This window comes from Marinobacterium profundum (genome assembly GCF_001528745.1).
Taxonomy (GTDB): Bacteria; Pseudomonadota; Gammaproteobacteria; order Pseudomonadales; family Balneatricaceae; genus Marinobacterium_A; species Marinobacterium_A profundum.
The window spans coordinates 171034-197636 of record NZ_BCNS01000091.1 but is presented as its reverse complement, the minus strand read 5'-3'; the positions used below and the strand labels follow the sequence as shown (position 1 = coordinate 197636).

Genomic DNA, 26603 nt, shown 5'->3' with positions numbered 1-26603 from the left:
CCATGGCAGTCGAAGAAAAACACGGCTACTGCACCCTGTGCCGCTCCCGGTGCGGAACGATCAACAGGGTCGACAACGACAGTCTGCTCAAGGTTGTGCCGGATCCGCAGCACCCGACCGGCTCCGCCATGTGCATGAAGGGACGTGCAGCCCCTGAGCTGGTGCACAATCCCAACAGGATCCTGCACCCCATGCGTCGCACCCGGCCGAAAACCGACAGCGACCCAGGCTGGGAGCGAATAACCTGGGCCGACGCCATCACCGATATCGCCGTCCGGCTTGCCGACATCAAGACACAAAGCGGCGCCGAGGCCGTCTCATTCGGCATTACCACGCCGAGCGGGACGCCTATTTCAGACAGCATCGACTGGATCGAACGGTTCGTCCGGGCCTTTCAAAGCCCCAACATCTGCTATGGCACCGAGGTCTGCAACTGGCACAAGGATTACGCACACGCCTTCACCTTCGGGTGTGGCATGCCGACGGCTGACTACAGCAATGCCGATCTGATCATGCTCTGGGGGCACAACCCGACCAGCACCTGGCTCAGCCAGGCCAATGCCATCGGCAATGGCCGCGAAAAGGGCGCGCAGATGATCGTGATCGATCCGCGCAAAACACCCCTGGCCGCCAGTGCAGAGGCCTGGCTGCAGGTGCGCCCCGGAACCGATATCGCCGTTGCCCTGGGTCTGATCCGCCTGCTGATAAACTGCGGTGGTTTTAACAAGGGCTTTGTTCGCGCCTGGACCAATGCGCCCTTCCTCGTTCGCGCAGATGATGCAACCCTGCTGCGTGCAGAGGACTGCGAGCTCGCCGAAAAATCCAGCCGCACCAGTACCGACGCAAGCAGCTACGTGGTTTGGGATCGCGAGGCCAACCGGCCGGCCGGCTACAAACCCAGCAACGAGGAATCGCTTTCCCGCGCCGCGCACAGCGCACTGTCGGGCCGCTATAGCGTGACGCTAAAAAGTGGCGAGCAGGTGATCTGCGAACCCGTTTTTGCCCTGCTCGAGCGGGCCTGTGCGGACTACACCCCTGAAGTCGTTGCCCGAATATCCGGCGTCAATGAGCCGCAGCTGCTACGGGCCGCCGAACTTCTGGCCACCAGCAAGCGCGTGGCCTACCACGCCTGGACAGGCATCGGCCAGCACGAAAATGCGACCCAGACTGAACGCGCCGTGGCCATTCTCTACGCCCTTACCGGCAGCTTCGATATCCGGGGCGGTAATCGCATTTACACACAGCTGCCGCTGAACAAGGCGAACGGCGAGGACCTGATCGCCCCTGAGCAGAAACGCAAAGCACTGGGGTTGGAGAAACGGCCACTGGGGCCTGCGTCCCAAGGCTGGGTCAATACGCGGGATCTCTATAGCGCCATTATCGATGGCCAGCCTTACCAGGTTCGGGCCTTTGTCGGCTTCGGCACCAACACCCTTGTCAGCCAGGGGGATGTGGCCCGGGGCATCGAAGCCCTGCAGAGCCTGGAGTTTCATGTCCATTGCGACCTGTTCGAGACCCCGTCCTCCCGCTTTGCGGACATTCTCCTGCCGGTGAACACGCCCTGGGAACGCGAAGCGCTGCGGGCCGGCTTCGAGATCGATGCCCAAGCGGTCGAACATATTCAGCTGAGACAGCGGATGGTGTCGCCACGGGGAGAATCAAAATCCGACACCGAAATCGTGTTCGCACTGGCCGAACAGCTCGGCATGGGTGAGCTGTTCTTCAACGGCAGCATCGAAGCGGGCTGGAACTGGCAGTTGCAGCCGATGGGTCTGAGCGTCGAGCAGCTGCGTCAGCAGCCCGCCGGCATACGCCACCCCCTGACCCAGCGCAGCCGCAAGTACGCCGAAATAACAAACGGCAGAGTACGGGGTTTCGATACACCGACAGAGCGCGTCGAGCTGTACTCGGAAACCCTGCTGCGCAACGGTTATGCGCCTCTGCCTGCGTACGCGCAGCCGCAAGCCTGTGCCGACGAGCGCTACCCCTGCACGCTGACCTCGGTGAAAAGCGGCTACTTTTGCCACAGCCAGCATCGATCGCTGGTTTCCCTGCGAAAACGGTCGCCCCTGCCGATCGCTCAGCTCAGCACGGCCCTCGCCAAGCGAAAGGGCATCCGTGAAGGCGACTGGGTTCAGATCGAAACCACCGAAGGGCGTGCCCGGTTCAGCGCCATCCTGAGCCCGGACATCGACCGCAATGTCATCATTGCCGAGTTCGGCTGGTGGCAGGCATGCGAGGAATTAGGTCGCAGGGGTTCGGCAATCATCGGTGCCGGCAGCAGCAACTTCAACAGCCTCATCAGTGCCCGCCATTCGGACCCGGTCAGCGGATCAGTGCCTATGCGATCCTTCCCCTGCGACGTCCGCCTCGATCCCGAGCAGGACAGTCGGCAGCGCAGCTGGCAGGGTTTTCGACCGTTCAAAGTGAGCGCCATCAGACCGGAATCGGATGGCGTCGTCACCATTGAGCTGGAGACGTACGACGGATCCCTGTTACCCGATTACCTGCCGGGGCAGCATATTACCCTGCGCATCAACCCGGGCAGCGATAGCGAACTGACCCGCGCCTATTCCCTGACAGGACCCGCCGAGCGGCAGGACAGAACCACCTACAGCATCGCGGTGCGCCATCAGCGAGGCCTGGACAAGCAAGGCAACGCCGTCGAAGGCCGGATGTCCAGCTACCTCCACAAACACCTTGAGCCCGGGCAGGAAGTGCACCTCGGCGCGCCCGGCGGCAATTTTATCCTGCCCCGCTCACTGCCGCAGCCGGTGGTGATTTTCGCAGGCGGTATCGGCATCACGCCCTTTATCAGCTACCTGGAATCCCTTGAAGATGCGCACAGCATGCCCGAAGTGTGGCTGCATTATTCAAACCGCAACAGCGCCACCCATGCCTTTTCCCAACGATTGGCCCAACTGCAACGGCAACTGCCGCGGCTCAACGTCATCAACTATTACAACGAGCCACTGGCACAGGATGTAAAGGGCCGCGACTACGACAGCAGCGAGTTCGTGTCCGCCGCCGTTGTGCCCGAGGCCCTGCTGGAGCGCCGCGCCCGCTTTTACCTGTGCGGCCCCGGACCGATGATGAGCGCCATTACCGATCAGCTGATCGCAAAGGGCGTGCCGTCCTTCGACATCTTCAGCGAGGTTTTCCGATCCCCAGTGACCCTCGATCCCACCGGGTCTCAGCAATACCGGGTTTCCTTCGCGCGCTCCGAGCGCCAGGACCTGAACTGGACGCCCGCGTCCGGCCCGATACTCAATTTCGCGGAGAAACAAAACCTCAAGCTGCCCAGCGGCTGCCGGGTGGGTCAATGCGAAAGCTGCGCCGTGCGCATCCTGTCCGGCAAGGTCTATCACCTCAACGGCCAAGTGCCGGAAGACCCCAGCGTCTGTCTGACCTGCCAGGCGGTGCCTGTCAGCGATCTGACGCTGGACATTTAAAAGAAGAGAGAACTCAACATGAAAATATACAGTTGTGACGAAACACGAGCTGCGCTGCCCTTTTCCCGACTGATTCCAGCACTGGAGAAGATGTTCAACAGTGATTGCTGCGTCCCGCGACGGCATGTTCACGCCGTCGGTACGGACGAAAATCCGCTGACAACCCTGATCATGCCGGCCTGGAGCGACGCGGGGCTCATGGGCATCAAAACGGTCAACATTGCTCCCAACAATGCAAAAAAAGCCCTGCCGGGTCTTTTCTCGACCTATACGCTGTACAACCGCAACACCGGTGAGCCCGTTGCGCAGGTCGATGGCAACGAGATTACCTCGCGAAGAACCGCGGCGGCCTCGGCGCTGGCGGCATCTTTTCTGGCACGCCGCGATGCGTCCCGGCTGACGCTGCTTGGCGCCGGCAGAGTCGGCAGCCTCATCCCCTACGCGTACCGCGAAGTCCTGCCCATCGAGGAAGTGCAAGTCTGGGATATCAACCCTGTCGCCACCCAGCGACTGGTTGCACAGCTCAATCAGGATGGCATTGCCGCCCGCGCCGTCGTCGATCTTGCCCAGGCCGCAGGCTGGGCCGATATCGTCAGCTGCGCCACCCTGTCGACGGAGCCTGTGGTAAAAGGCGCCTGGCTTAAGCCCGGCAGCCACCTCGATCTGATCGGCAGCTTCACACCCGAGATGCGCGAGGCAGACGAAGACGCCATCGTCAACGCCAGCCTGTTTATCGATACCCCCGAGGCCATGGAAAAATCCGGCGATCTGCTTAAACCCCTGTCGACCGGGGCCCTGAACCCACGCTTGGTCATCGGCACACTTGAAGACCTGTGCCGGGGCCAATGCCGCGTACGCCAGTCGGAGACCGAACGTACGGTATTCAAGGCGGTCGGCACCGCACTGGAAGATCTGGCCGCGGCCTCACTCGTCTATCAAGGCTAAACAGCTCACTGGAGAATAAAAATGCTAAACAAAACCATGACTGCGCCCGAGAGAAAGTCCGTCTTCGGCCATTTAACCCATGGCTGCACCCGTCTCTTCGACCGCTACCTCCCCGACCCCCTGGTGATCGTGGTGCTGATCACCATCGCCATCATGGCCGCGGGCATCGTGCTCAAGGGTCACACAGCTACCGCCATGCTGAACTACTGGACGGATGGTTTCTGGACACTGCACGCTTTTGCGATGCAAATGGTGCTGATACTGGTGACCGGTTTCGTTGTCGCCACCACCCCGCTGTTCAAGCACTTGGTATCCCGCATTGCCAGTGGTGCCACAACCCCCGCCAGCGCCATCATCCTGGTGACACTGGTGTCTCTTGCCGCCAGCTGGCTGAACTGGGGAATCGGGCTGGTCGTCGGCGCAATACTCGCCAAGGAGCTGGCCAGACGTGTTGCCGGCGTTGATTACCGGTTGCTGATCTCCAGTGCCTACTCCGGCTTTCTGATCTGGCACGCGGGCCTTTCAGGCTCGGTACCGCTGGCGCTGGCGACACCCGGTAACTTTCTCGAGGCCAATATCGGGCTTATTCCCACCAGCCTGACACTGTTCAGCAACTTCAATATCAGCCTGGTCGTGGCACTGTTCATCGTCCTGCCGCTGACGAACTATCTGCTGATGAAAAGCATCGACACGCCCGTCACCCTGACTGCCCAGGCCGATACGCCCAAACCCGGCAACACCGAGGCCCTCCGCCCCGCCGAACGTATCGAGCAGGCCGCCTGGCCCGCGCTGTTCATCGCTCTGCTGGGGTTGGCGGGCGTCGTCGCCTACGCCGTGCAGGGTGGGGGCCTGAACCTGAACATCATCATCTTCGCACTGCTGTTTACCGGCATCGGTCTGCACAGGAACCTGCGTAACTTTCTGGACCAGATGAACGAAGCGGTAAAAGGCGCAAGCGGCGTCATTATCCAGTTTCCGTTCTATGCCGGCATAATGGGCATGATGAGTCAATCCGGCCTTGCCAGTGACTTCGCGCAGCTATTCGTGGACATATCGAGTGCGCAAACCCTGCCGGCCTGGAGCTTCCTGTCCGCCGGCATCATCAACATGTTCATCCCCTCCGGCGGCGGTCAGTGGGCCGTGCAGGGCCCCATCCTGATGGAAGCGGCCCAGGCGCTGAATGCCGATATACCGAAGGTGGCCATGGCATTCGCCTGGGGCGACAGCTGGACGAACATGCTGCAGCCGTTCTGGGCCCTGCCCGCCTTGGCCATCGCCGGCCTGAAAGCCCGGGATATCATGGGATATTGCGCAATCGTGATGCTGGTGACGGGCACCATGATCGGCGGTGCGCTTCTACTCAGCTGAGGATCCGCCCCAGCGGCCGGATCAGGGGTCAAGGAGACGAGACTCTCCATTCGTCTCGGCGCGGTGCCGGTGCCTTCCTGCCGTCGCGGCCGTCACCGAGGGCCCCGGCCGCCGCCAGCTCCATCAGGCGGCGGAACCTGGGGCACTCCAGGTGACTCGGCGCCGAACAGTCGGCGACATGCCGCAAGCCCTCGCGCATCGCGGTGAGCCGCCGGATGGTGACGTCGAGCTCGTCGGCCTTTGCGTTCAGTTGCCGGCGATCGATCCGGGGTTCCGCGCCGGTGCCCAGCATGCCGGCGATCTCGTCCAGCGAGAATCCCGCCGAGCGCCCCAGCGCGATCAGCGCCAGACGCTCCAGCACCCCGCCGCCGATTACACAATGGTCGGACGCTGGCTCGGCCACATGCCCCGGGGCCGCTTTCGTCACGGGGCCATCTCTAGGGCCGCTGCCGTGACAGGCGAAACACTGATCGGCTGGAGCGCCCACTACCTGACGGGCATCGCGTACGCGGCGCTGCTGACTGGCATCTGGGGAAGCGACTGGATATCGCGCCCATCGATCGAACCTGCGCTGATCGTCGGGATCGGCACCGTTGCAGCGCCTTTCCTGCTGATGCAGCCGGGCATGGGCGCCGGCATCGCCGCATCCCGCACACCCCGTCCGAATGTCGCCCGCTTCCACAGCCTGCTCAACCATGCCGTCTTCGGGCTGGGGCTCTACCTGACGGCTGTAGCGGTTAGCCTTTTCCTTCCGGCGTAAAGCGGCGGTTGCGCACCCGGCATTCCGAAAACGGCCGAGCTCGGCTGCGCGACCTCGCTATCGTTGCACGCCCAGCTGAACGTAGCATTTCCCGGCCCTGCCGGAAGCCGCGCGCAAAAAAATGCCCCGCTAGCGCAGGGCAAAAGTCATCGGAATAATCCCAGGCACCCGCCGGGTTATATAAAGCCTCTGTAACCGAACACAGGGGCCGTATCACTCACATCAGTCTATTTAGATGGCCTTAAGGATTGGCGTCAGAACAGTACTCCCCAGCTTTTTGCTGCGCTCGGGCGACCAGCCCTCTGATGGGGCGGGCCTGTTACTGTTGTCCTTAAAGGGCATCTCGAGCGTCATCGCCAGGCAGTTGAACCGGTGTCCCACCTGGTTCGCCGCGAGTGTCAGCGCCTCCTGCCCAAACTGGTCATCGGCATAGCCGTACTCCAGCTGAAACTCGTCACTGGCCGCAAGCAAATCCTGCCGGAATTGTGACTCCAGCTGCCTTTGTTTTTCACTGAAGCTCGGGTTGCCACCACAGCCCGCGAGGAAATTGTAAGGCAGGACCTCGTCTCCATGAATATCCAGGAAGAGATCGACACCGGTCTGCTCCATCCTGACCAGTACGTAGTGCACCTCCGGGCTGCGCTCCAGTCGGGGCCCGGTCCATTCCCTGTTCAGGTTCACCCCTGCTGCATTTGTTCTCAGGTGGCCTCGCGCCGAACCATCCGGATTCATGTTTGGAACCAGATAGAAGACAGCTTTACTCAGCAGCTCACGGGCAACGGAGTCCTGGTTATCGAGCAGTCGTTCCAGTAGCCCCTCCATGAACCACTCCGCCATCGTTTCCCCCGGGTGCTGCCGGGCCGTTAGCCAGATTACCCTCTTACCGGGACCGGGCTGGCCGACTGTCAGCAGATCAAGCTCCCGGCCATCCAGGGTTTGGCCCAGGCTTGCGTACTGGCAGTCCGGCGAGGCCAGGGCGCGTGCCAGCAGATCCTGATGCCTTTCCCCGCTGTAAGGCGCGAAATACGCATACCAGACCAAACCCTTATCCGGGCAATGTTCGATGGTAAGGCGACCGTCCTCAAACCGGGTTGGTACACGAAACCAGTTAACTCTATCGTAGGAGGCCACCGTGGAGTAATCGCGCCAGCCATCGGGGTAAGCCGCCGTTCCAGCATTGAGAATGTGCATCCGGCACTTTACGCCCTGTGCCCCCTGCAACCTGAAATAGAACCACTGATAAAAGTCAGATTCATGATCAGGCTTGATATTCAACAATATGTTGCTGGGCTCGCGCGTATCCACCGTGTCGATGTTCCCGCCATCGAACTGACTGCTTATCGTTATCATTGTGTTATTACCACCTGATATATCGAGGTGGATTTCGACCTGAAGCCCACCAATTGGAAAATAAACTTACTCGCAGCTAACCCTCACACTTAAAGAACGTATCGAAGCTGATAGTTTTCACCACCCTCAATTGCCAGCGAGGTTTCAATACCGACGAGCCCTTCGAGCTTTAAAACTTCATCCATGATGAATTGCTGAAAGGTGAACTCTTCGTTAAACATGGCTATCGCCATGGCATCATAGCTTCCAGAAACCAGGGCGCTTAACACTATGCCTTTAAGGTTCTCAATTTGCTTGGCCCCCTGGTGTATTTTATCGGGCTCGAACTTGAAACCAATAAACGCGGAGGAATGCCCCTTGATCAGGAACGGATCCACCAAGCATATGATCTGTATGGCATTGTCTTCCTGCATGCGCTGAACACGCCGCCTGAGTGTACTCAGCGTAAGCCCCACCTCGTCAGCAACGTCTGCCAGAGGTTTACGCCCATTTCTCAAGGCCTTGATAATCTTAAGGTCTGTCAATGACAGGTGGATATGAGCGTCTTTTGTTTCCCCGGTTTTCATATTACTCAATCCAACAAATATCTAAGCTGAAAATCCCGACCACCGAAAGCAATAAAGGCCTCGACATCTCTTATGCCCGGGACCTTAACAACTTCATTAGCGATAAAATTCTCATAGGTGAAAGAGTCATTGAAAATGACGATCGCCATTATATCAAACCGACCGGTGACAATAGCCGCAAGAATAACCCCTTTTAGCTTGTCGACTTTCGCCAGCGCCTCTTTTCTATTTTCCGGAACCGTTTTAAAACCAACAAATGCGGCCCCATGGTCATGTAATTTAAAGGGATCAACCAGACAGGTAATTTCAGCCGCGTGGGAGTCCGTCATCTCCTTGACACGCTTTCCAATGGTTTTGGTACTAATAGATAATTCATTGGATACATCAGAGTAAGCCGCCCGACCATCCCATAGCTGGCGAATAATACTTATATCGATTTCATCAAGCTTAACCATAATTATATCTCTATAAGTTTTTTCATTTCGGCTCAAGTCATTCGCTCGAATTCAAAAATGATTATAGTTAACTTATCCTAATCACTCAATGAAAATTCCACTTGACGCAACCAACGGCCTGGGAGCACGTCATTGTGACACCTGATATTTTTCCAATATCGTGTGATACAGGCCATCACATTTTATAGCCTCAAGCCCACGGTTAAAATTTTCAACAATGCCAGACTTGCTGTTAGCCACCATCAGTGAAAGAGGCCTTTTAAACAAAAGATCATAAATCTTTAAAAGAGGCATATGGTTGTGATGGGAAACAAGAAAATTATAAACCCCACAATCCATAACACCACCGTCTATTTTTCCGTTTTCGATCGCCTCAATCAAATCGATGGTACTCTCAAACCTAAGACTTTTTTCCAAAATTGATTGACCCAGACTATCTCCATAACAGTATCCCTTCAATAACCCAATAGGACCCGCCAGGCTGTCAAAGCTTTTAATTCCTAGATATTTATCACCGTATTTTCTGCTTACATAGAGCGTGGTTTCAGATTCTCTCAACGTGTTTGAAAACGCAAAATATTTTTCTCTTTCAGAACTACGTTGTACCTGGAAAGCTCCATCCACCTCTCCAGCCCTTACTTTAGAATCACACTCCCCCCATGGGTACAGTTTGACATTCACAGCGATGTCCACCCGCAAAAAAGCGTTCACAATAATCTCATAATCGGCCCCTGCAAGCTGGCCGTTTATGTCCATATACTGATACGGAGGAAAGGGGTCCGCAACTAGGTTTATTGTATTCATCGCTCTCTTTCCATACTGGAAGTGGCTTGAAAGATTCGCGGCCCTATTGATTGCCTGGCCACCGGTGATGGCCTCAATAGCATGAATCCATCAAGCCAACATTAGTAGGAATGATTATTTTCAACCCAAGGAGGTGCTAGTGACCGAGCTGTTTTGCAAGCTCCACAAGCTCCGGCGCGACGACATTGCCATCCTCCATGATAACGCGTCCGTCCAGGTAGACGGTACAATCCAGGCAGATACCATCAATATGGCTTTTCGCTTCCCGAGGCGCGCCACCGGAGAAATTAGGACCCTGGTAACCGAAGCCCCACTCCGTGGATCCCCATACGCGTTCATCTTCCGTGGTGGTCCCTTCGAGGCGGGCATTCGGGTTGAAGCCATAACAGACATGAGCAGCAATATACATGTTCGGGTCATCGAGTCCGGCAAACCAGTCCCGAATTATCTTGGCTTTCTTGCCACCGGTAATATCCTTTATGCGCCCCTTTTCCACATGGTAGCTGATCGTTTCATCCAGAACACCAAGCTCTGCATCCCCCCCGCCACTTATGGCGCCATCAATAGCGATAATGCCGTTGATGCTTTCTTCAATGGGCGCCCACCCGATCTGACCAAGCAAAAAATTGGCACCCGGCTTGTCATGCAGAATCTCGCTATTCATGGGCCGGTTCGGATCGTTGTTAAATTCAACATCAGTACCCGCCTTGTTGGTGATACGGACGTGGGACGCCGCTTTTGTCATCTCGACAACACGAGATTGAAATTCTGCCTGAACATCGATATCCACCATGCCAATGCATCGAACAATTTGCTCTACCGATAATCCACCGAGCATTACCTGTCGTGTACGGCCATTGGTGACAGCCTTATTCCAGAAACTGCTGTATAACAGCCACTGGTTATTGAGTTCAATCCACACGTCCGTCTTATCAGCACAGGCGATTAAAGGCTCAGGCAGATAGGGAATCGTGACTTCGCCATACCCTTTTGGCGTACTATGCCATGCCAGCATGACCTTTCCGCCAAGAGCGTCGGCCATTTTTGCTAATTCCTCAGCCACACGGAAGTTACTGATTGAATCCGTAGTGATCAGGACGCTTTCGCCTTTTTTAAGCTTAATCTGGTCATGAATTAATTTGTAAGCAGCTTTGGTAAGCTCCATATCCAGGTAAGTAGGCATTAGAATTTCCTCTTAATCTGTTTTATTTAATAACTCAAAATCCGGCCGAGTCTTCGTGGCATTCGCCAACATTACCCATCACTCGCAAGGATTCTATTTTCGACAGAATTATATAAACGACAAACCCAAGGAATAGCGAATTAATTGCACCGGATCCCCACTCGATGTTGTAAGCGGCGACAGACGAAAAGCCCCAGGACACAAAGGTCGTCAAGTTCCACTTGTTATAACGAACACCTTCGCCAAAGGAATATTTACGACCATTCAAAACATAGTAATCGGCAATTAATATCCCAGCCATCGGCGGGATGGCAATACCCAGAATGATAAGCCAGTTGATAAAGTAATCCGCCATACCCAGAACCCCGATGGCAGTGGCGAACAATCCGGTGATTAATACGATGACCGACTTTTTCAGCTTGACCAGCGCCGACAGGCCCAGTGACGAGGTATAAAGATTGTTGTCATTCGTAGTCCACTGAGCGGCGATCAGTACCACCAGAGCCGGAGCCCCCAAACCAAGGCTGACCATTGCCGAAGGCAGGTCACCGGTGCCGGTGGAAACGCTGGTCAAGAATCCAGCCAGAATAACGAAGGCATTGGCGCACATGTATCCAAAGACCGTAGAAATCCATGCGGCTTTTTCGTCTTTTGCGTAGCGGGTGATATCCGCCTGGGCAGAAGCCCCTGCGGCGAAGGAACCAACCACGATAACAATACCGGTTCCCAGACCGAAACTCTCAGGCGGCACTATGCTCGCGATATGTTCCCAGCCGCCGGCGCTGTTCACCGCCGTGAGTGCCCCCCAGGCGGCAGTAATAACCACGGCAGGGATCGCGATCCGGCTAACCAGCGACAGGCCTTTGTAGCCGAGATAGGCTGTACCTATCATCAGGATGCCTCCCCAGAATGCCGCTATTTTGGGCTGGGTCAAAATACCGCCTTCAGGGAAAAGCGCATTGATGGTGTTTCCGAAAAAGCCCACCTGAACAGAAAACCACCCCAGCATGGTGATCGCCAGCACCAGGCCGACAATCTTGGAGCCTTCCCGCCCGAAAGCATGACGCGCAAGCATTGCCGTACCCACACCTTCCCGGGCACCCGCGGCACCCAGCAATCCGCCATACAGCGCCAGGACGGTATTGCCGATCAGGGCTGCAATGATTACCTGGAACAGCTCCATACCGGCCATGAGCGCGGCTCCGGTAAACAAGCCGGACATTGCGATGCAGTAGCCGGCAGCCACAAGCGAAACGTCCCATGTTGCTCTGCGTTCGGACAGCGGCACGACCACTCTGGCGTTATCGTCGCCCGCCTCCGCGAATGTTGTCGTTTTATCAGACATTGTCATCTCCTGGTTTCTAATAGTTATTCTAGGTTCTTCAAGGGGTTAGGCCGTAAAAACGACTTAAATCCAAAAAAAACCTCCCGGCAGTTCTCGATTTGTTCATATTAACACACCTTTTTGAACATTATGGGAACTTCACGAGTTATACCGCAACCTTTTGACCATTGCAAGCGTTGCTGCTGTCAGTAATACGAACCGGGGTGGACGGTCGGGTAGCACGAACAGCAGAACTGGAGGGGCAACAGCACAACGGCCTGGCAGCGGCGACAAAGCGTGACGGATCCATGGCACAGTCAGGGTCAGGCTCGTCAGGGGCGGGGCATGGGTGTCGAGCTGGCGCTACGGTACAAGGGCGTAACGCAGAAAGTCGCTTCAGGGCGCAGTGAGAGGGCGTCTGAGGGCGCCACTTGTTGCAGGGAGCCGCTTGCTTTTACTTCGTGCGAGCAAGGAAAGTGAATCCCCCAGGAAGGGAAAGGGGGGGCGGGTTAACGTCGACGGGCGCACCGGTACGAGTCGCTCCGGTGCCGCTGGGGAAGCCAAAAAAGGCCCGACATTGCTGCCGGACCTGGTAGTGCTTCTAACCAAACGAGGGCTAACGCGCCGTCTTACTCATCCCGGTAGACATCGATACCCGGGCAGGAACAGATGAAGTTGCGGTCGCCGTAGACGTTGTCGATGCGATTCGCCATAGGCCAGAACTTGGCGGCGCGGGTGGCAGCGGTCGGGAACACGCCTTCGTCACGGCTGTACGGGCGTTGCCAGTCGCCGACCAGGTCAGCCTGGGTGTGGGGCGCATTGCACAGCGGGTTGTTGTCCGCCGGCAGCGAGCCGTCCTGCACACGCTGTATCTCGGCGCGGATGCCGACCATGGCTTCGACAAAGCGATCCAACTCCACTCGGGATTCGGACTCCGTGGGCTCGATCATCAGCGTACCCGCGACCGGGAACGACATGGTCGGCGCGTGGAAGCCGTAGTCCATCAGGCGCTTGGCGATATCCTCCTCGGTCACGCCCGAGGCTTCCTTGAGCGGGCGTATATCCAAGATGCACTCGTGGGCCACCTTGCCGTTGCGCCCGTGGTACAGCACCGGGTAGTGGTCCGCCAGCTTCGCGGTCAGGTAGTTGGCATTGAGGATCGCCAGCTCCGTCGAATGCTTCAGGCCGTCCTTGCCCAGCGCACGGATATACATCCAGGTTATCGGCAGAATCGATGCGGAACCGAAGGGTGCCGCCGCCACGGCGCCGTTGTTGTGGTCCAGCCCGTCCAGCGGGCTCACCTTATGGCTCGGCAGGAAGGGCGCCAGGTGACTCTTGACACCGATGGGGCCCATGCCCGGCCCGCCGCCGCCGTGGGGAATGGCGAAGGTCTTGTGCAGGTTGAGGTGCGACACGTCGGAGCCGATCAGGCCGGGCTTCGAAATGCCGACCTGGGCGTTCATGTTGGCGCCGTCCATATACACCTGGCCGCCGCATTGGTGGATGACACCGCAGATCTCGACGATTGCCTCTTCGAACACGCCGTGGGTCGACGGGTAGGTGATCATCAGGGTCGACAGCTCATCCCTGTGCTGCTGCGCCTTGGCGGTCAGGTCGGCGATATCGACGTTACCCTCCTCGTCGCATTCGACGATCACCACCTTCAGGCCCATCATGGCGGCGGACGCCGGATTGGTGCCATGGGCGGACGAGGGTATCAGGCAGATATTGCGGTGACCTTCGCCGATCGATTCCTGGTACTTGCGGATTGCCAGCAGGCCGGCGTACTCGCCCTGGGCGCCGGAGTTGGGCTGCATCGAAATCGCGTCGTAGCCGGTGATCTCCACCAGCATCTGTTCCAGCTGATCAATCATGGCGTGATAGCCGGTCACCTGATCGGCGGGTGCGAAGGGGTGGATATTGGCGAACTCGGGCCAGGTTACCGGGATCATCTGCGCGGTGGCGTTCAGTTTCATGGTGCAGGAGCCCAGCGGGATCATGCCGTGCACCAGCGAGTAGTCCTTGTTCTCGAGGCGCTTCATGTAGCGCAGCATCTCGGTTTCGGACTGGTAGCTGTTGAAGGTCGGGTGGCTCAGGATAGCGTCTTCGCGGCGCAGGTCGGCGGCAATGCCGGTCGCTTCGCCTGCTGTGATACGGGCGTCCAGCGCTGCGATTTCCAGGCCATGACCGTTGCCCAGCACGATGTCCAGCAGCTGGGCGATGTCGGCCGCGGTGCTGGTCTCGTCCAGGCTGATGCCAAGGCGGCCATCACCGTAGTCACGCAGGTTGCAGCCGGCATCCAGCGCACGCTGATAGACCGCGTCGTCGACTTCGAAGGTCAGGGTATCGAAATAGGTATCGTTGGTCGCGACGCCCCTGTCGGCCAGCCCCCTGGCCAGGATCGCCGTCAGGCGGTGAACGCGCTCGGCAATGACCTTCAGCCCCTGGGGACCGTGGTAAACGGCATAGAAACTGGCCATGTTCGCCAGCAGTGCCTGGGCGGTACAGATGTTGGAGGTCGCCTTCTCGCGGCGGATATGCTGCTCGCGGGTCTGCATCGCCATGCGCAGCGCCGGGTTGCCACGGCTGTCTACGGAAACGCCGATGATGCGCCCCGGCACCGAGCGCTTGAGCTTGCCGGAGGCTGCGAAAAAGGCGGCGTGGGGGCCACCGAAGCCCATCGGCACGCCGAAGCGCTGCGATGAGCCGAACACCACGTCGGCGCCCAGGCTTGCGGGGGACTTGAGCAGCACCAGCGCCAGCAGGTCCGAGGCCACGGCGGTCATCGCCTTCTGCTGCTTCGCCAGGCGGACCAGGGCCGCGATATCGCGCACATCACCACGGCTGCCGGGATATTGCAGCAGCACACCGAAAACATCATGTTCGGCCAGTTTTTCCGGCGCATCCACCACCAGCTCGTAGCCGAAGTATTCGGCCCGGGTTTTCACCACGTCGAGAGTCTGGGGGTGCACATCGTCGGCGACGAAAAACACATTGCTCTTCTTGCTGTTGGCGCGCTTGCACAGCGTCATCGCCTCGGCGGCGGCGGTGGCTTCGTCCAGCAGCGAGGCGTTGGCCAGATCCATGCCGGTGAGGCCCATCACCATCTGCTGGAAATTCAGCAGTGCTTCGAGCCGTCCCTGGGCGATCTCGGGCTGGTAGGGCGTGTAGGCGGTGTACCAGGCCGGATTTTCCAGCACATTGCGCTGGATCACATTCGGCACCAGGGTATTGCTGTAGCCCATGCCGATGTAGGACTTGTTGACCCTGTTCTGGCTCGCCAGGACACGCAGCTCGGCCAGGGCATCGGTCTCGGAGACACCCCAGTCCATCGCCAGGGCATCATCCAGCCGGATGCTATCCGGTACGGTGTGCTCGATCAGCGTCTGGAGCGAATCCAGCCCAAGCTCTGCCAGCATGGCCTGCTGTTCGGCGGTATCCGGGCCGACGTGGCGCCGGGTGAATTCGTTGCGCTGTTCCAGCTGGGCCAGCGTGCGTGTCTCTACAGCCATAGTCTTCTACCTGCTCTTTTATTCTCGGTACACCTGCCGGGCGTGGGCGGATCAGGCGTCTTCGGCGACGGTGGCCTCGTATTCCACGGCACTCAGCAGATCCGCCAGTTCAGCAACCTCGGACAGCTTGATTTTGGCGATCCAGGCCCCCTCGTAGGGGTTTTCATTAACCATTTCCGGTGTATCCGTCAGCGCGCCGTTGACCTCGATCACCTCACCGCTGACCGGCGAGTAGATGTCGGAGGCCGCCTTGACGGACTCCACCAGCGAGAACTCCTCACCCTTGCTGATCTGGCGACCCAGGTCCGGCAGCTCCACGAAAACCACGTCACCCAGCAGCTCCTGGGCATGATCACTGATGCCCAGGGTCACGGTACCGTCACCGTTGTCGAGTACCCACTCATGGGAGGCGGCATATTTCAGATTTGTCGGGACCTTGCTCATCGTTATTTTCCTTCTGCTGTTCATCGAGGGTCCGGCGGCTATCGCCCTGAACCGGTGACAGCCACAGACTAGCAACACGATTTCCCGCTTTCAACAAAAATTTCTTATTGGAAACTAACGAAACATACTTTACCCGTATTGGGACTGACTAGCCTCAACCGGCACAGCTACTCATCAGGCTGTTGATCAGGTGCGCGTTATAGATGCACGGCCAGGCTTGAAAACAAAGAAACACTGTTTCCTATTGGAAACTTTATTTGCTTGGTGCATGATTAGGCAACAATCGAAGGCCGTGACAGCCGTGTTCCTGATGGAACATGCGCTATCACCACGGCCCAATGAACCCGATTACGGCAGAACTCCGCAAGCAGAGGTGACAGGATGGAACTCATTCCGTTAAAAGAATTGAAGGGCGAATCCAAGATGGCGCGCCTGCGCCACAAGCCCGATCCCAGCCGTACGCGCCTGGCGAAGCCGGAGTGGATCCGCATTGATCCGCGCAGCAACAGCAACGTCGCCAAGGTGAAGAAACAGCTGCGCGAGCTGAAACTGCATACGGTGTGCGAGGAGGCCTCCTGCCCGAATCTGGCCGAGTGCTTCAGCAAGCGCACCGCCACCTTTATGATCATGGGCGGAATCTGCACCCGCCGCTGCCCCTTCTGCGATGTCGCCCACGGCAAGCCTCTGGGGCTCGACCCGGACGAGCCGCGCCACGTGGCCCAGAGCATTCAGCAGCTGAACCTGCGCTATGCGGTGATTACCTCCGTCGATCGTGACGATCTGCGCGATGGCGGAGCCGCCCACTTCAGTGCCACTGTGCGCGAGTCCCGGGCGCTGAATCCGGGCCTGACGGTGGAGATTCTGGTACCGGATTTTCGCGGCAAGCTCGATACCGCGCTGGCAGCCCTGTCCGTCGACCTGCCCGATGTCCTGAACCACAACATGGAAACCGTGCCGCGCCTCTACGCAACAGTGCGACCGGGCGCCGACTACCGCAACTCCCTCGACCTGCTGCAGCGCTACAAGCATCAGCACCCCGAGGTCGCCACCAAGTCCGGCCTGATGGTGGGCCTGGGCGAAACCCGGGACGAGATAGTCGCGGTCATGCAGGACCTGCGCAACCAGGGCGTCGACATGCTGACGATCGGCCAGTACCTGCAGCCGAGCCGACACCACCTGGCGGTCGAGCGCTACGTGACGCCGGACGAATTCAAGGCCTACGAAGAGATCGGCAACCAACTGGGGTTTCGCAACGTCGCCAGCGGCCCCATGGTGCGGTCCTCCTACCATGCGGACCTGCAAGCCTCGGGAAGCCCTTTGAAGTAACGCGCACCCGGGGTCGCTCCGGGAAACCGGGCGGCCCCGAGTCGCTGCGGTGCAGACCCAGCTGTACGGCTCCCTCGGTGCCACCGGCACGGGCGACAAAAGATCGGTTTTAAGAACACCTGACCTACCACCGCAAGGAAAGCCTACCGCTGCACGCCAACGGCATGGGCTTTCGCGCTCTGGTCTTGCGCGGCGACGGCCAGCATTTTGCCCCCCCCCCCCCCACAAGGTGATCCGCACCATGCGCGAAACCGGTCGCGACATGCTCGACAAGTACAAGGAAACCTCCCGCGGCGGCCTGGCGGTCAATATCGTCGAGTACTGATCCACAAAATAACCCCAAAACGACAAAAGCCCGACATTGCTGTCGGGCTTTTGCGTTGCGTTTCACCTTGGCGCTCGACTCCGCTTGAGTCGACCGGGCAAAAGCCGTTATTCCACCGTGACAGACTTGGCCAGGTTACGCGGTTGATCGACGTCTGTGCCCTTGAGTACGGCGACGTGGTAGGACAGCAGCTGCAGCGGCAGGGTGTAGACGATGGGCTCCAGAATGCCCGGCATCGGCGGCAATTCCAGCACCTGCACGCCCTCTTCGGGCTGTACTTCCTGGCGGCTGCCGGCGAAGACGAACAGCTCGCCGCCACGGGCGCGCACTTCCTGCAGGTTGGCCTTGAGCTTGTCGAGCATCTCGTTGCGCGGCGCGACTGTGACCACCGGCATGTCCTTGTCGACCAGTGCCAGCGGGCCATGCTTGAGCTCACCGGCGGCGTAGGCCTCGGCGTGAATGTAGGAGATTTCCTTGAGCTTGAGGGCCCCTTCCATCGCCACAGGGTTCAGGGTACCGCGGCCCAGAAAGAGGGCGTGTTGCTTCTCGGCAAAGGCTTCAGCCATTTTCTCGATGGCAGAATCCAGCCCCAGTACCTGCTCCAGCAGCCCCGGCAGTGTTTTAAGATCAGCCACTATCCGCGCCTCGGTCTCAGGACTCAGCTCATGGCGACGCCCCAGCACCAGGGTGGTCATCAGCAGCGCGACCAGCTGGGTGGTAAAGGCCTTGGTGGAGGCCACGCCGATTTCGGGGCCGGCATTGGTCATCAGGCAGAGATCGGATTCGCGCACCAGGGAGCTACCCGGCACGTTGCAGATGGTCAGGCTGGCCAGAATGCGATCACGCACCTCGCGCAACGCCGCCAGGGTATCGGCGGTTTCGCCCGACTGGGAAATGCTGATAAAGAGCGTGCCCTTGGGCAGCACCACCTTGCGGTAGCGGAATTCACTGGCCACTTCCACCATGCAGGGAATCCCCGCCAGATCCTCGATCCAGTACTTGGCGATAAGGCCGGCATGATAGCTGGTGCCGCAGGCCACGATCTGCACCTGTTTGACCTGATCAAAGATGGCCGGCGCGGTGACGCCAAAGGCTTCTTCCAGCACCCGTTCGGCACCCAGGCGCCCTTCCATGGCGGCGTGCACGACCCTGGGCTGCTCGTAGATTTCCTTGAGCATGTAGTGCTTGTATTCGCCTTTGTCGACGCTGCCGGAACCGTACTCAAACCGCAGTACCGGGCGCTCGACGGACTCGCCGGCACTGTTCCATATCTCGATGCCAAGGCGACGCAGACGGGCCACATCGCCCTCTTCCAGGTAGATGAAACGGTCGGTGACCTGCAGCAGCGCCAGCGGATCTGAGCCGATAAAGTTCTCGCCGATCCCCACACCTATAACCAGCGGGCTGCCCTTGCGCGCCGTGATCAGCTCGCCGGGATAATCTTGGTGCATCACGCCCAGGGCAAAGGCACCGTGCAGCTGCGCCACCGAATCGCGCACCGCATCCAGCACGCTGGCGCCGGCGGAGATGGCGCTGTCCAGCAGGTGGGCGATGACTTCGGTATCGGTGTCAGAGGTGAACTCGTAGCCCCTGGCGATCAGGTCACGCTTGATGCTCTCGTAGTTTTCGATAATGCCGTTGTGCACCACCGCCACGCGGGTGCCGGACATATGCGGATGCGCATTGTTCTCGGTGGGCTTGCCGTGGGTGGCCCAGCGCGTGTGGGCGATGCCCAGCTGGCCGTCCAGCGGGGTTTCGGCCAGGGCATCACCCAGCGCCTGTACCTTGCCGGCGCGGCGCAAACGATTGATCTGGCTGCCATCCCACACCGTCATGCCGGCGGAGTCATAACCGCGGTATTCCAGCCGACGCAGGCCTTCGAGCAGTATTTCCGATACCGGCCTTGCGGCGATAGCCCCTACGATTCCACACATGTTTCGATCCTTCCGTTAAAACGGGTACAGCTTATATAACGAATATTGAGTACTGCAGGCCAAATGCCGTCGCTGCGCGCGTTCAGCTTTCGCGCTTAGTCGGGCGCGGCCAGCCATCGAGATTGCGCTGCTTGGCCCGGGCCACCGACAGCTGATCGTCGGCCACATCCTTGGTAATAGTAGAACCTGCGCCCACGGTTGCGCCCGCTCCTACCTTCACCGGTGCCACCAGGGCGCTGTTGGAGCCGATAAAGGCGCCATCGCCGATCTCGGTCTGTGACTTGTTGACGCCATCATAGTTGCAGGTAATGGTGCCGGCGCCGACATTGACGCCACTGCCGATCAGGGCATCGCCCACATAGCTCAGGTGACTGACCTTGGAGCCTTCGCCGATACGGGCTTTCTTGGTTTCAACGAAGTTGCCAACCTTGACCCCTGCCGCCAGTACCGTGCCCGGACGCAGCCGCGCAAAAGGCCCGATATCGCAGTTTTCCTGCATAGTCGCCTGTTCGATCACGGAATTGGCCTTGATATGGCAGCCATCGCCAATCACCGCATCGCTGATATGGCAGTTGGCGCCGATAGTGACATCGTTACCCAGAGTGACCTTGCCTTCGAACAGACAGTTGATATCGATCACCACATCGAGGCCGACACTCAGGTTGCCGCGCACATCCAGCCGCGACGGGTCCAGCAGGGTCACACCCTGGTGCATCAGGCGCTGCGCTTCACGCAGCTGATACCAGCGCTCCAGCTCGGCCTGCTGCAGGCGGTTGTTCACGCCCTGCACTTCCTGTTCGTGTTCAGGCTGAATCGCCTCGATCAGCACGCCCTGATCCGCCGCCATGGCAATGACATCGGTGAGGTAATACTCGCCCTGGACATTGTTGCTCGAGAGTTTGGGTAGCCAGTCGGCCAGCAGTCGTGTGGGCAACGCCATTATGCCGGTGTTGACCTCATCCACTTCGCGCTGCGCCTCGGTTGCATCCTTGTGCTCGACGATGGCCACTACCTGGTCGGCATCGTTGCGGATGATACGACCATAACCGCTGGGATCGGTCAGCTTCACCGTCAGCAGGCCGAGCTTGTCCTGGGCAGCTATAGCAACCAGCTGACGCAGGGTCTCGCTGCGGGTCAGGGGGACATCGCCGTACAGCACCAGACTGATGCCGGAAGCTTCGGTGCCGTCCAGCGCCTGGGCTACGGCATGGCCGGTGCCCAGCTGTTCAGCCTGGAGGGCAAAATTGAGTGCCTGATCGCCCAGGGCTTCGCGCACCTGCTCGGCGCCATGCCCCACCACTACATGTATGCGCGGTGCATCCAGCTCAAGTGCACAGTCGATGACATGCTGCACCATCGGCTTGCCGCCGATGCCGTGCAGCACCTTGGGTTTCTTCGATTTCATGCGGCTGCCCTGTCCGGCCGCCAGAATAATCACATCCAATGACATCGTTACGCTAATCCTGCGCGCTGCGCGTTTTATCCGGTTAACTGAAGTAAAACTGGTTGTTGCAGACTTTAGCTGATACAAACTCTAATTCAATATTAGTTGTCAGTAAAATTTTGACAAAATGACCGATTCAATCTTTAGTCTGCTCGGCCTGGAAGAACGCGAGGTACGTATTTACCGTGCCCTGCTGAGTCTGGGCCCCAGCGCCATACGTACCATTGCCGACAAGGCCGGCATCAATCGCGGCACCGCCTACGAGTGCCTCAAGAGCCTGCAGAGCAAGGGAGTTGTCACCTACCTGCCCAAGGGCAAACGACGCTACTTCTCGCCCCGCGATCCCGAGGTGCTGCTGCAGATGGCACAGGAACGTCAGGCTTCGCTGGACAATGCGGTGGGCCAGTTGCGCGGCAAGATAATCCCCGAACTGAATCATCTCAAGCCCGATTTCAGCGCCGCCAATGTACAGTTCTATGAAGGTGACGACGGTATCGAATTTGTGCTGCGGGATATTCTCAATACGGTGTCTGGCCAGCCCAACCCGGCCTATTCGGTATTTTCATCCAAGCCCATTCGGCGTCACCTGTACCGTCCCTTCCCGACCTATACGGTGCAGCGCATCGCCCGCGGTATCCAGGTGCGGGTCATCGCCATCGGCGAGGGCGGTGAGGATGCTGAGCTATCGGAGCGCAAATGGATTCGTACCCAAGGCCCGGTAGATGCGGCCTATATCGCCATCTATCCACCCAAGGTAGCTATCATCTCGCTGGCCTCGGAGAATTACCCCACCGCCGTGGTGATTGATTCACGGGAAGTGTCAGCCGCGCAGAAGATAGTCTTCGATACGCTCTGGGGGTTGTTGTGAGGTGCGAGGTGCGAGGTGCGAGGTGCGAGATTAAAGAGGAAAGGGGCTAGGGGCTAGGGGCTAGGGGCAAGATAAAAGCTGAAAGCTGAAAGCTGAAAAAATATTCGCCGCTAGGCGTAGCCGCGCGTCCACAAAAAAGGGGTAGCCAATGGCTACCCCTTTTTAATCGAGATCAGTTCGCAGGATCAGTGTTTACCTTTCTTGCGAAGCTGCTGCAGTGTGCGGAGCTGCGCAGCAGCTTCCGCCAGCTGCGTGGCCGCCCGCGAGTATTCAAACTCGGCGGACTTATCAGCCATCTCCTGTTGCGCATGCGTCTGAGCCTCGATTGCCGCCGCTTCACTCAGATCATTGGCGCGCAGAGCGGTGTCTGCCAGCACTATGATCTTGTGCGGTTGCACTTCGAGAAAGCCGCCGGAGACGTAAAAAACGTCTTCCTGGCCGCCCTGCTTGCGCAGCTCGACAGGGCCTGGTTTCAGTTCCGTCAGAAGCGGAGCGTGACCGGGGTAGATACCCAGGTCACCCAGGCTACCTGTTACCGATACGAACTCGATCAGGCCGGAGAAAACTTCGCCCTCGGCACTCACGATATCGCAATGAACAGTCATAGCCATGCTTATTACCTCTTAAAGGTTTCCGACCAGAACCTTACAGGTTCTTGGCTTTCTCAACCGCTTCTTCGATGCCGCCAACCATGTAGAAGGCCTGTTCCGGCAGGGAGTCGAACTCGCCTTCCAGAATGCCCTTAAAGCCACGGATGGTGTCTTTCAGCGAGACGTATTTGCCGGTTGCACCGGTAAATATTTCCGCTACGAAGAACGGCTGAGACAGGAAGCGCTGGATCTTACGCGCACGGGATACGATCTGCCTGTCTTCTTCAGACAGCTCATCCATACCCAGAATCGCGATGATATCCTTCAGTTCCTTGTAACGCTGCAGCACGTTCTGCACCTGACGAGCGATGTCGTAGTGTTCCTGACCGATTACCAGCGGATCCAGCTGACGGGACGTAGAGTCCAGCGGGTCCACAGCCGGGTAGATACCCAGCTCGGCAATCTGACGGGACAGTACTACAGTCGCATCAAGGTGGGAGAAGGTGGTCGCCGGAGACGGGTCAGTCAAGTCATCCGCCGGTACGTATACCGCCTGGATGGACGTGATGGAACCCGTCTTGGTAGAAGTGATACGTTCCTGCAGAACGCCCATCTCTTCGGCCAGAGTCGGCTGGTAACCTACTGCTGAAGGCATACGACCCAGCAAAGCCGATACTTCGGTACCCGCCAGGGTGTAACGGTAGATGTTGTCGACAAACAGCAGTACGTCACGACCTTCATCACGGAATTTCTCCGCCATGGTCAGACCGGTCAGTGCTACGCGCAGACGGTTACCCGGCGGCTCGTTCATCTGTCCATATACCAGAGATACCTTGTCCAGTACGTTGGACTCTTTCATCTCGTAGTAAAAGTCGTTGCCTTCACGAGTACGCTCACCCACGCCTGCGAACACGGAATAACCGCTGTGCTCGATGGCGATGTTACGGATAAGCTCCATCATGTTGACGGTCTTGCCGACGCCAGCACCGCCAAACAGACCCACCTTGCCGCCTTTGGCAAACGGGCAAACCAGGTCGATAACCTTGATGCCAGTTTCCAGCAGTTCGTTGGAAGCTGCCTGCTCCGCGTAGGTCGGTGCCTTGCGGTGAATCGGCATCCGCTCTTCTTCACCGATAGCACCGGCGTCGTCGATCGGGTTGCCCAGCACGTCCATGATCCGGCCCAGGGTCGCTTTGCCCACAGGTACGGAAATAGGAGCGCCGGTGTTTTCTACAGTCAGACCACGGCTTACGCCTTCGGTCTGGCCCATGGCAATCGCACGTACAACACCATCACCCAGCTGCTGCTGAACTTCCAGCGTCAGGCCGACTTTGGGTACTGTCAGGGCGTCATATACTTTCGGCACGCTGTCACGCGGGAATTCCACGTCGACGACGGCGCCGATAATCTGAACGATTTGTCCGCTACTCATGTTCGGATCCTCTAAAACGTTGAAACCCGTTTACTGCATCAAACTGCAGCGGCGCCACTAACGATCTCGGAAATTTCCTGAGTAATCGCAGCTTGACGAGCCTTGTTGTAAACCATCTTAAGCTCGTCTATCAGGTCGCCGGCGTTATCAGTTGCGCTCTTCATCGCCAGCATACGGGCTGCCTGTTCACAGGCATTGTTCTCGACCACCGACTGGTAGACTACCGACTCGACATAGCGCTGGAGCAGCCCGTTGAGCAGCTCTTTCGCTTCCGGTTCGTAGATGTAATCCCAGTGATGGCTCAGCTGTTTGTCGTCGTCTTCAGCCCGCAGTGGCAGAATCTGCTCAACCACGGGTTTCTGTGTCATGGTGTTAACGAATTCGTTCGACACCACAAACAGGCGATCCAGCCTGCCTTCTGCAAACGCATCGAACATCACCTTGACCGAGCCAATCAGCTCCGCCAGTACAGGTGCGTCACCCAGATGCGTTTTTGCTGCTACTACGTTGCCGCCGTAGCTCTTGAAGAAGGTCAGTGCCTTTGTGCCCAGCGCACAGACATCGATCGCAACGCCCTTGTCGTGGTAACCCTTCATGCTGGCGATGGTGGCCTTGAACGCATTCGTGTTCAGGCCGCCACAGAGACCGCGGTCACTGGCTACAACTATGTAGCCGACGCGCTTGGCCTCACGTTCCTGCATGTACAGGTGAGAATATTCAGGATTGGATTTCGCCAGATGCTGAATAACGCCACGGATACTGCGAGCGTACGGTCGGGACGACTGCATGCGATCCTGAGCCCTGCGCATCTTACTGGCGGCCACCATTTCCATGGCGCTAGTAATTTTGCGCGTGCTGCTGATGCTCGCAATTTGCGTCTTTATCTCTTTTCCGACTGCCATAGTTCCGCCTTTATACCTTGAACCGGTTATCGGTCTGCGGGGTTAAGCCCGCAGACCCTCTGCCCTAGGGCTGTTACCAGGTCTGGGTTGACTTGAACTTCTCGATTCCGGCCTTGAACTGCGCTGAAATCTCGTCGTTGTAGGCACCGGCAACGTTAACCTGAGCCATCAGATCCGCATGTTCGGACCTGAAGTAAGAGATCAGGGCCGATTCAAAGGCACCAATCTTGTTCAGCTCAACATCGTTCAGATGACCTTCGTTCGCGGCATACAGGCTCAGACCCATATCGGCAACCGACATCGGAGAGTACTGTTTCTGCTTCATCAGCTCGGTAACGCGCTGACCGTGTTCCAGCTGACCGCGGGTCACGTCATCAAGGTCGGAAGCAAACTGCGCGAACGCAGCCAGCTCACGGTACTGAGCCAGTGCCAGACGCACACCGCCACCCAGTTTCTTGATGATCTTGGTCTGGGCTGCACCACCTACACGGGATACAGACAGACCTGCGTTGATCGCCGGGCGAATACCTGAGTTGTACAGGCTCGATTCCAGGAAGATCTGACCATCGGTGATGGAGATAACGTTGGTCGGTACGAACGCAGATACGTCGCCGCCCTGAGTCTCGATGATCGGCAGAGCCGTCAGCGAGCCAGTCTGGCCTTTCACTTCACCATTGGTGAACTTCTCAACGTAATCAGCGTTAACGCGCGCAGCACGTTCCAGCAGACGGGAGTGCAAATAGAAGACGTCACCCGGGTATGCTTCACGGCCCGGCGGACGACGCAGCAGCAGGGAGATCTGGCGATAAGCCCAGGCCTGCTTGGTCAGGTCGTCAAATACAATCAGGGCGTCCTGACCGCGGTCGCGGAAGTACTCACCCATGGTTGCACCGGCGTAAGGCGCCAGGAACTGCATGGCAGCAGGATCAGATGCGCCGGCAGCGACAACAATGGTGTGATCCATCGCGCCATGCTCTTCCAGCTTGCGTACTACGTTGGCAATAGTGGACTGTTTCTGTCCGATTGCGACGTAGATACACTTGATGCCTGTACCTTTCTGATTGATGATCGCATCGATAGCGATCGCAGTCTTACCAATCTGACGGTCACCGATGATCAGCTCACGCTGGCCACGGCCGATTGGTACCATCGCATCGATGGCTTTCAGACCGGTCTGAACCGGCTGATCAACTGACTGACGATCGATAACGCCCGGTGCAACTTTTTCAATTGCATCGGTCATTTTGGTTTCGAGCGGACCCTTGCCATCGATCGGGATACCCAGGGCGTCTACAACGCGACCGAGCAGTTCCGGACCAACAGGTACTTCCAGGATACGACCGGTGCAACGGGCAGTCATGCCCTCTACCAGTTTCTGGTAGTCACCCAGTACAACAGCACCGACGGAGTCACGCTCCAGGTTCAGTGCCAGACCGTAAACGCCGCCGGGAAATTCGATCATTTCCCCGTACATGACATCAGCCAGACCGTGGATCAGGATGATACCATCGGAAACGCTGACAATAGTGCCCTCGTTGCGGGCTTCAGAAGACACATCGAGTTTCTCGATGCGCTTCTTGAGAATCTCGCTGATCTCAGATGGATTCAGTTGCTGCATG

At 58.2% G+C, this 26603-nt stretch carries 21 protein-coding genes and 1 pseudogene; 7 read left to right on the top strand and 15 right to left on the bottom strand.

Features of this window, described 5'->3' with window-relative positions:
* Window positions 1-2: 2 nt before the first annotated feature.
* The 3 genes from MPRO_RS06870 to MPRO_RS06860 are packed head-to-tail and all read left to right on the top strand — an operon-like array spanning window position 3 to window position 5765.
* On the top strand, window positions 3-3452 hold the full coding sequence (locus tag MPRO_RS06870; RefSeq protein WP_067289299.1) for a molybdopterin-dependent oxidoreductase: 3450 nt from the start codon (window positions 3-5) through the stop codon (window positions 3450-3452).
* An 18-nt stretch (window positions 3453-3470) separates the two neighbouring features.
* Window positions 3471-4397 (top strand): bifunctional Delta(1)-pyrroline-2-carboxylate/Delta(1)-piperideine-2-carboxylate reductase, encoded by a 927-nt coding sequence (lhpI, locus tag MPRO_RS06865; RefSeq protein WP_067289295.1) that lies wholly within the window; start codon window positions 3471-3473, stop codon window positions 4395-4397.
* Between the two features lie 36 nt (window positions 4398-4433).
* Entirely contained in the window at window positions 4434-5765 is a 1332-nt protein-coding gene (locus tag MPRO_RS06860; protein ID WP_067289449.1) for a short-chain fatty acid transporter, read from the top strand.
* 28 nt (window positions 5766-5793) lie between these two features.
* Here the strand turns inward: MPRO_RS06860 and MPRO_RS26315 are convergent, their stop codons facing one another.
* Window positions 5794-6192 (bottom strand): MerR family DNA-binding protein, encoded by a 399-nt coding sequence (locus tag MPRO_RS26315; RefSeq protein WP_245635044.1) that lies wholly within the window; start codon window positions 6190-6192, stop codon window positions 5794-5796.
* On the opposite strand from MPRO_RS26315, the gene MPRO_RS26310 reads away from it, so the two are divergent.
* Window positions 6145-6525: a DUF2938 domain-containing protein gene (locus MPRO_RS26310; protein WP_369406724.1), complete on the top strand. Its 381-nt coding sequence runs from the start codon at window positions 6145-6147 to the stop codon at window positions 6523-6525. The two genes, MPRO_RS26315 and MPRO_RS26310, sit on opposite strands and share 48 nt — an antisense overlap.
* Before the next feature lie 231 nt (window positions 6526-6756).
* On the opposite strand, the gene MPRO_RS06845 is transcribed toward MPRO_RS26310, so the two are convergent.
* From MPRO_RS06845 to gcvH, 8 genes are all read right to left on the bottom strand, one after another.
* Window positions 6757-7875 (bottom strand): M14 family metallopeptidase, encoded by a 1119-nt coding sequence (locus MPRO_RS06845; protein ID WP_216821255.1) that lies wholly within the window; start codon window positions 7873-7875, stop codon window positions 6757-6759.
* A gap of 89 nt (window positions 7876-7964) precedes the next feature.
* The gene (locus tag MPRO_RS06840; protein ID WP_067289288.1) at window positions 7965-8441 is read right to left on the bottom strand and encodes an Lrp/AsnC family transcriptional regulator; all 477 of its coding nucleotides are present in this window, start codon (window positions 8439-8441) and stop codon (window positions 7965-7967) included.
* Window positions 8442-8446: 5 nt separating this feature from the next.
* Entirely contained in the window at window positions 8447-8896 is a 450-nt protein-coding gene (locus MPRO_RS06835; protein ID WP_067289284.1) for an Lrp/AsnC family transcriptional regulator, read from the bottom strand.
* Window positions 8897-9025: 129 nt separating this feature from the next.
* On the bottom strand, window positions 9026-9700 hold the full coding sequence (locus MPRO_RS06830; RefSeq protein ID WP_067289282.1) for a substrate-binding periplasmic protein: 675 nt from the start codon (window positions 9698-9700) through the stop codon (window positions 9026-9028).
* 136 nt (window positions 9701-9836) lie between these two features.
* The gene (locus MPRO_RS06825; RefSeq protein WP_067289279.1) at window positions 9837-10883 is read right to left on the bottom strand and encodes a 2,5-dihydroxypyridine 5,6-dioxygenase NicX family protein; all 1047 of its coding nucleotides are present in this window, start codon (window positions 10881-10883) and stop codon (window positions 9837-9839) included.
* A 34-nt stretch (window positions 10884-10917) separates the two neighbouring features.
* On the bottom strand, window positions 10918-12228 hold the full coding sequence (locus MPRO_RS06820) for a purine-cytosine permease family protein (protein WP_067289276.1): 1311 nt from the start codon (window positions 12226-12228) through the stop codon (window positions 10918-10920).
* Between the two features lie 608 nt (window positions 12229-12836).
* Window positions 12837-15719: an aminomethyl-transferring glycine dehydrogenase gene (gene gcvP, locus MPRO_RS06815; RefSeq protein WP_067289271.1), complete on the bottom strand. Its 2883-nt coding sequence runs from the start codon at window positions 15717-15719 to the stop codon at window positions 12837-12839.
* A 51-nt stretch (window positions 15720-15770) separates the two neighbouring features.
* Complete coding sequence (gene gcvH / locus MPRO_RS06810; protein ID WP_067289268.1) at window positions 15771-16163, bottom strand: glycine cleavage system protein GcvH; 393 nt, start codon at window positions 16161-16163, stop codon at window positions 15771-15773.
* A 381-nt stretch (window positions 16164-16544) separates the two neighbouring features.
* Here gcvH and lipA point away from each other — a divergent pair, with 381 nt between their 5' ends.
* Window positions 16545-17489 carry a lipoyl synthase gene (gene lipA, locus MPRO_RS06805; RefSeq protein ID WP_067289265.1) on the top strand — a complete coding sequence of 315 codons (945 nt, stop codon included), beginning with the start codon at window positions 16545-16547 and terminating at the stop codon, window positions 17487-17489.
* Window positions 17490-17668: 179 nt separating this feature from the next.
* Window positions 17669-17814: pseudogene (locus MPRO_RS26695) on the top strand (L-serine ammonia-lyase, iron-sulfur-dependent, subunit alpha); the annotation flags it as partial.
* 107 nt (window positions 17815-17921) lie between these two features.
* Here the strand turns inward: MPRO_RS26695 and glmS are convergent.
* Both glmS and glmU read right to left on the bottom strand, forming a co-directional pair.
* Complete coding sequence (glmS, locus tag MPRO_RS06800) at window positions 17922-19748, bottom strand: glutamine--fructose-6-phosphate transaminase (isomerizing) (protein ID WP_067289264.1); 1827 nt, start codon at window positions 19746-19748, stop codon at window positions 17922-17924.
* Between the two features lie 82 nt (window positions 19749-19830).
* Complete coding sequence (gene glmU, locus MPRO_RS06795; protein WP_067289262.1) at window positions 19831-21198, bottom strand: bifunctional UDP-N-acetylglucosamine diphosphorylase/glucosamine-1-phosphate N-acetyltransferase GlmU; 1368 nt, start codon at window positions 21196-21198, stop codon at window positions 19831-19833.
* Window positions 21199-21319: 121 nt separating this feature from the next.
* Between glmU and MPRO_RS06790 the strand changes: the two genes are divergently transcribed.
* Window positions 21320-22060 (top strand): TrmB family transcriptional regulator, encoded by a 741-nt coding sequence (locus MPRO_RS06790; RefSeq protein ID WP_067289259.1) that lies wholly within the window; start codon window positions 21320-21322, stop codon window positions 22058-22060.
* Between the two features lie 185 nt (window positions 22061-22245).
* Here MPRO_RS06790 and MPRO_RS06785 read toward each other — a convergent pair whose 3' ends face one another.
* From MPRO_RS06785 to atpA, 4 genes are all read right to left on the bottom strand, one after another.
* Window positions 22246-22671 carry a F0F1 ATP synthase subunit epsilon gene (locus MPRO_RS06785; RefSeq protein WP_067289254.1) on the bottom strand — a complete coding sequence of 142 codons (426 nt, stop codon included), beginning with the start codon at window positions 22669-22671 and terminating at the stop codon, window positions 22246-22248.
* 34 nt (window positions 22672-22705) lie between these two features.
* On the bottom strand, window positions 22706-24082 hold the full coding sequence (gene atpD, locus MPRO_RS06780) for a F0F1 ATP synthase subunit beta (RefSeq protein WP_067289252.1): 1377 nt from the start codon (window positions 24080-24082) through the stop codon (window positions 22706-22708).
* A 38-nt stretch (window positions 24083-24120) separates the two neighbouring features.
* Window positions 24121-24984, bottom strand: a complete 864-nt coding sequence (gene atpG / locus MPRO_RS06775; RefSeq protein WP_067289249.1) for a F0F1 ATP synthase subunit gamma — start codon at window positions 24982-24984, stop codon at window positions 24121-24123.
* Window positions 24985-25057: 73 nt separating this feature from the next.
* Window positions 25058-26602, bottom strand: coding sequence for a F0F1 ATP synthase subunit alpha (atpA, locus tag MPRO_RS06770; protein ID WP_067289247.1), 1545 nt, complete (start codon window positions 26600-26602; stop codon window positions 25058-25060).
* Window position 26603: the final 1 nt, after the last annotated feature.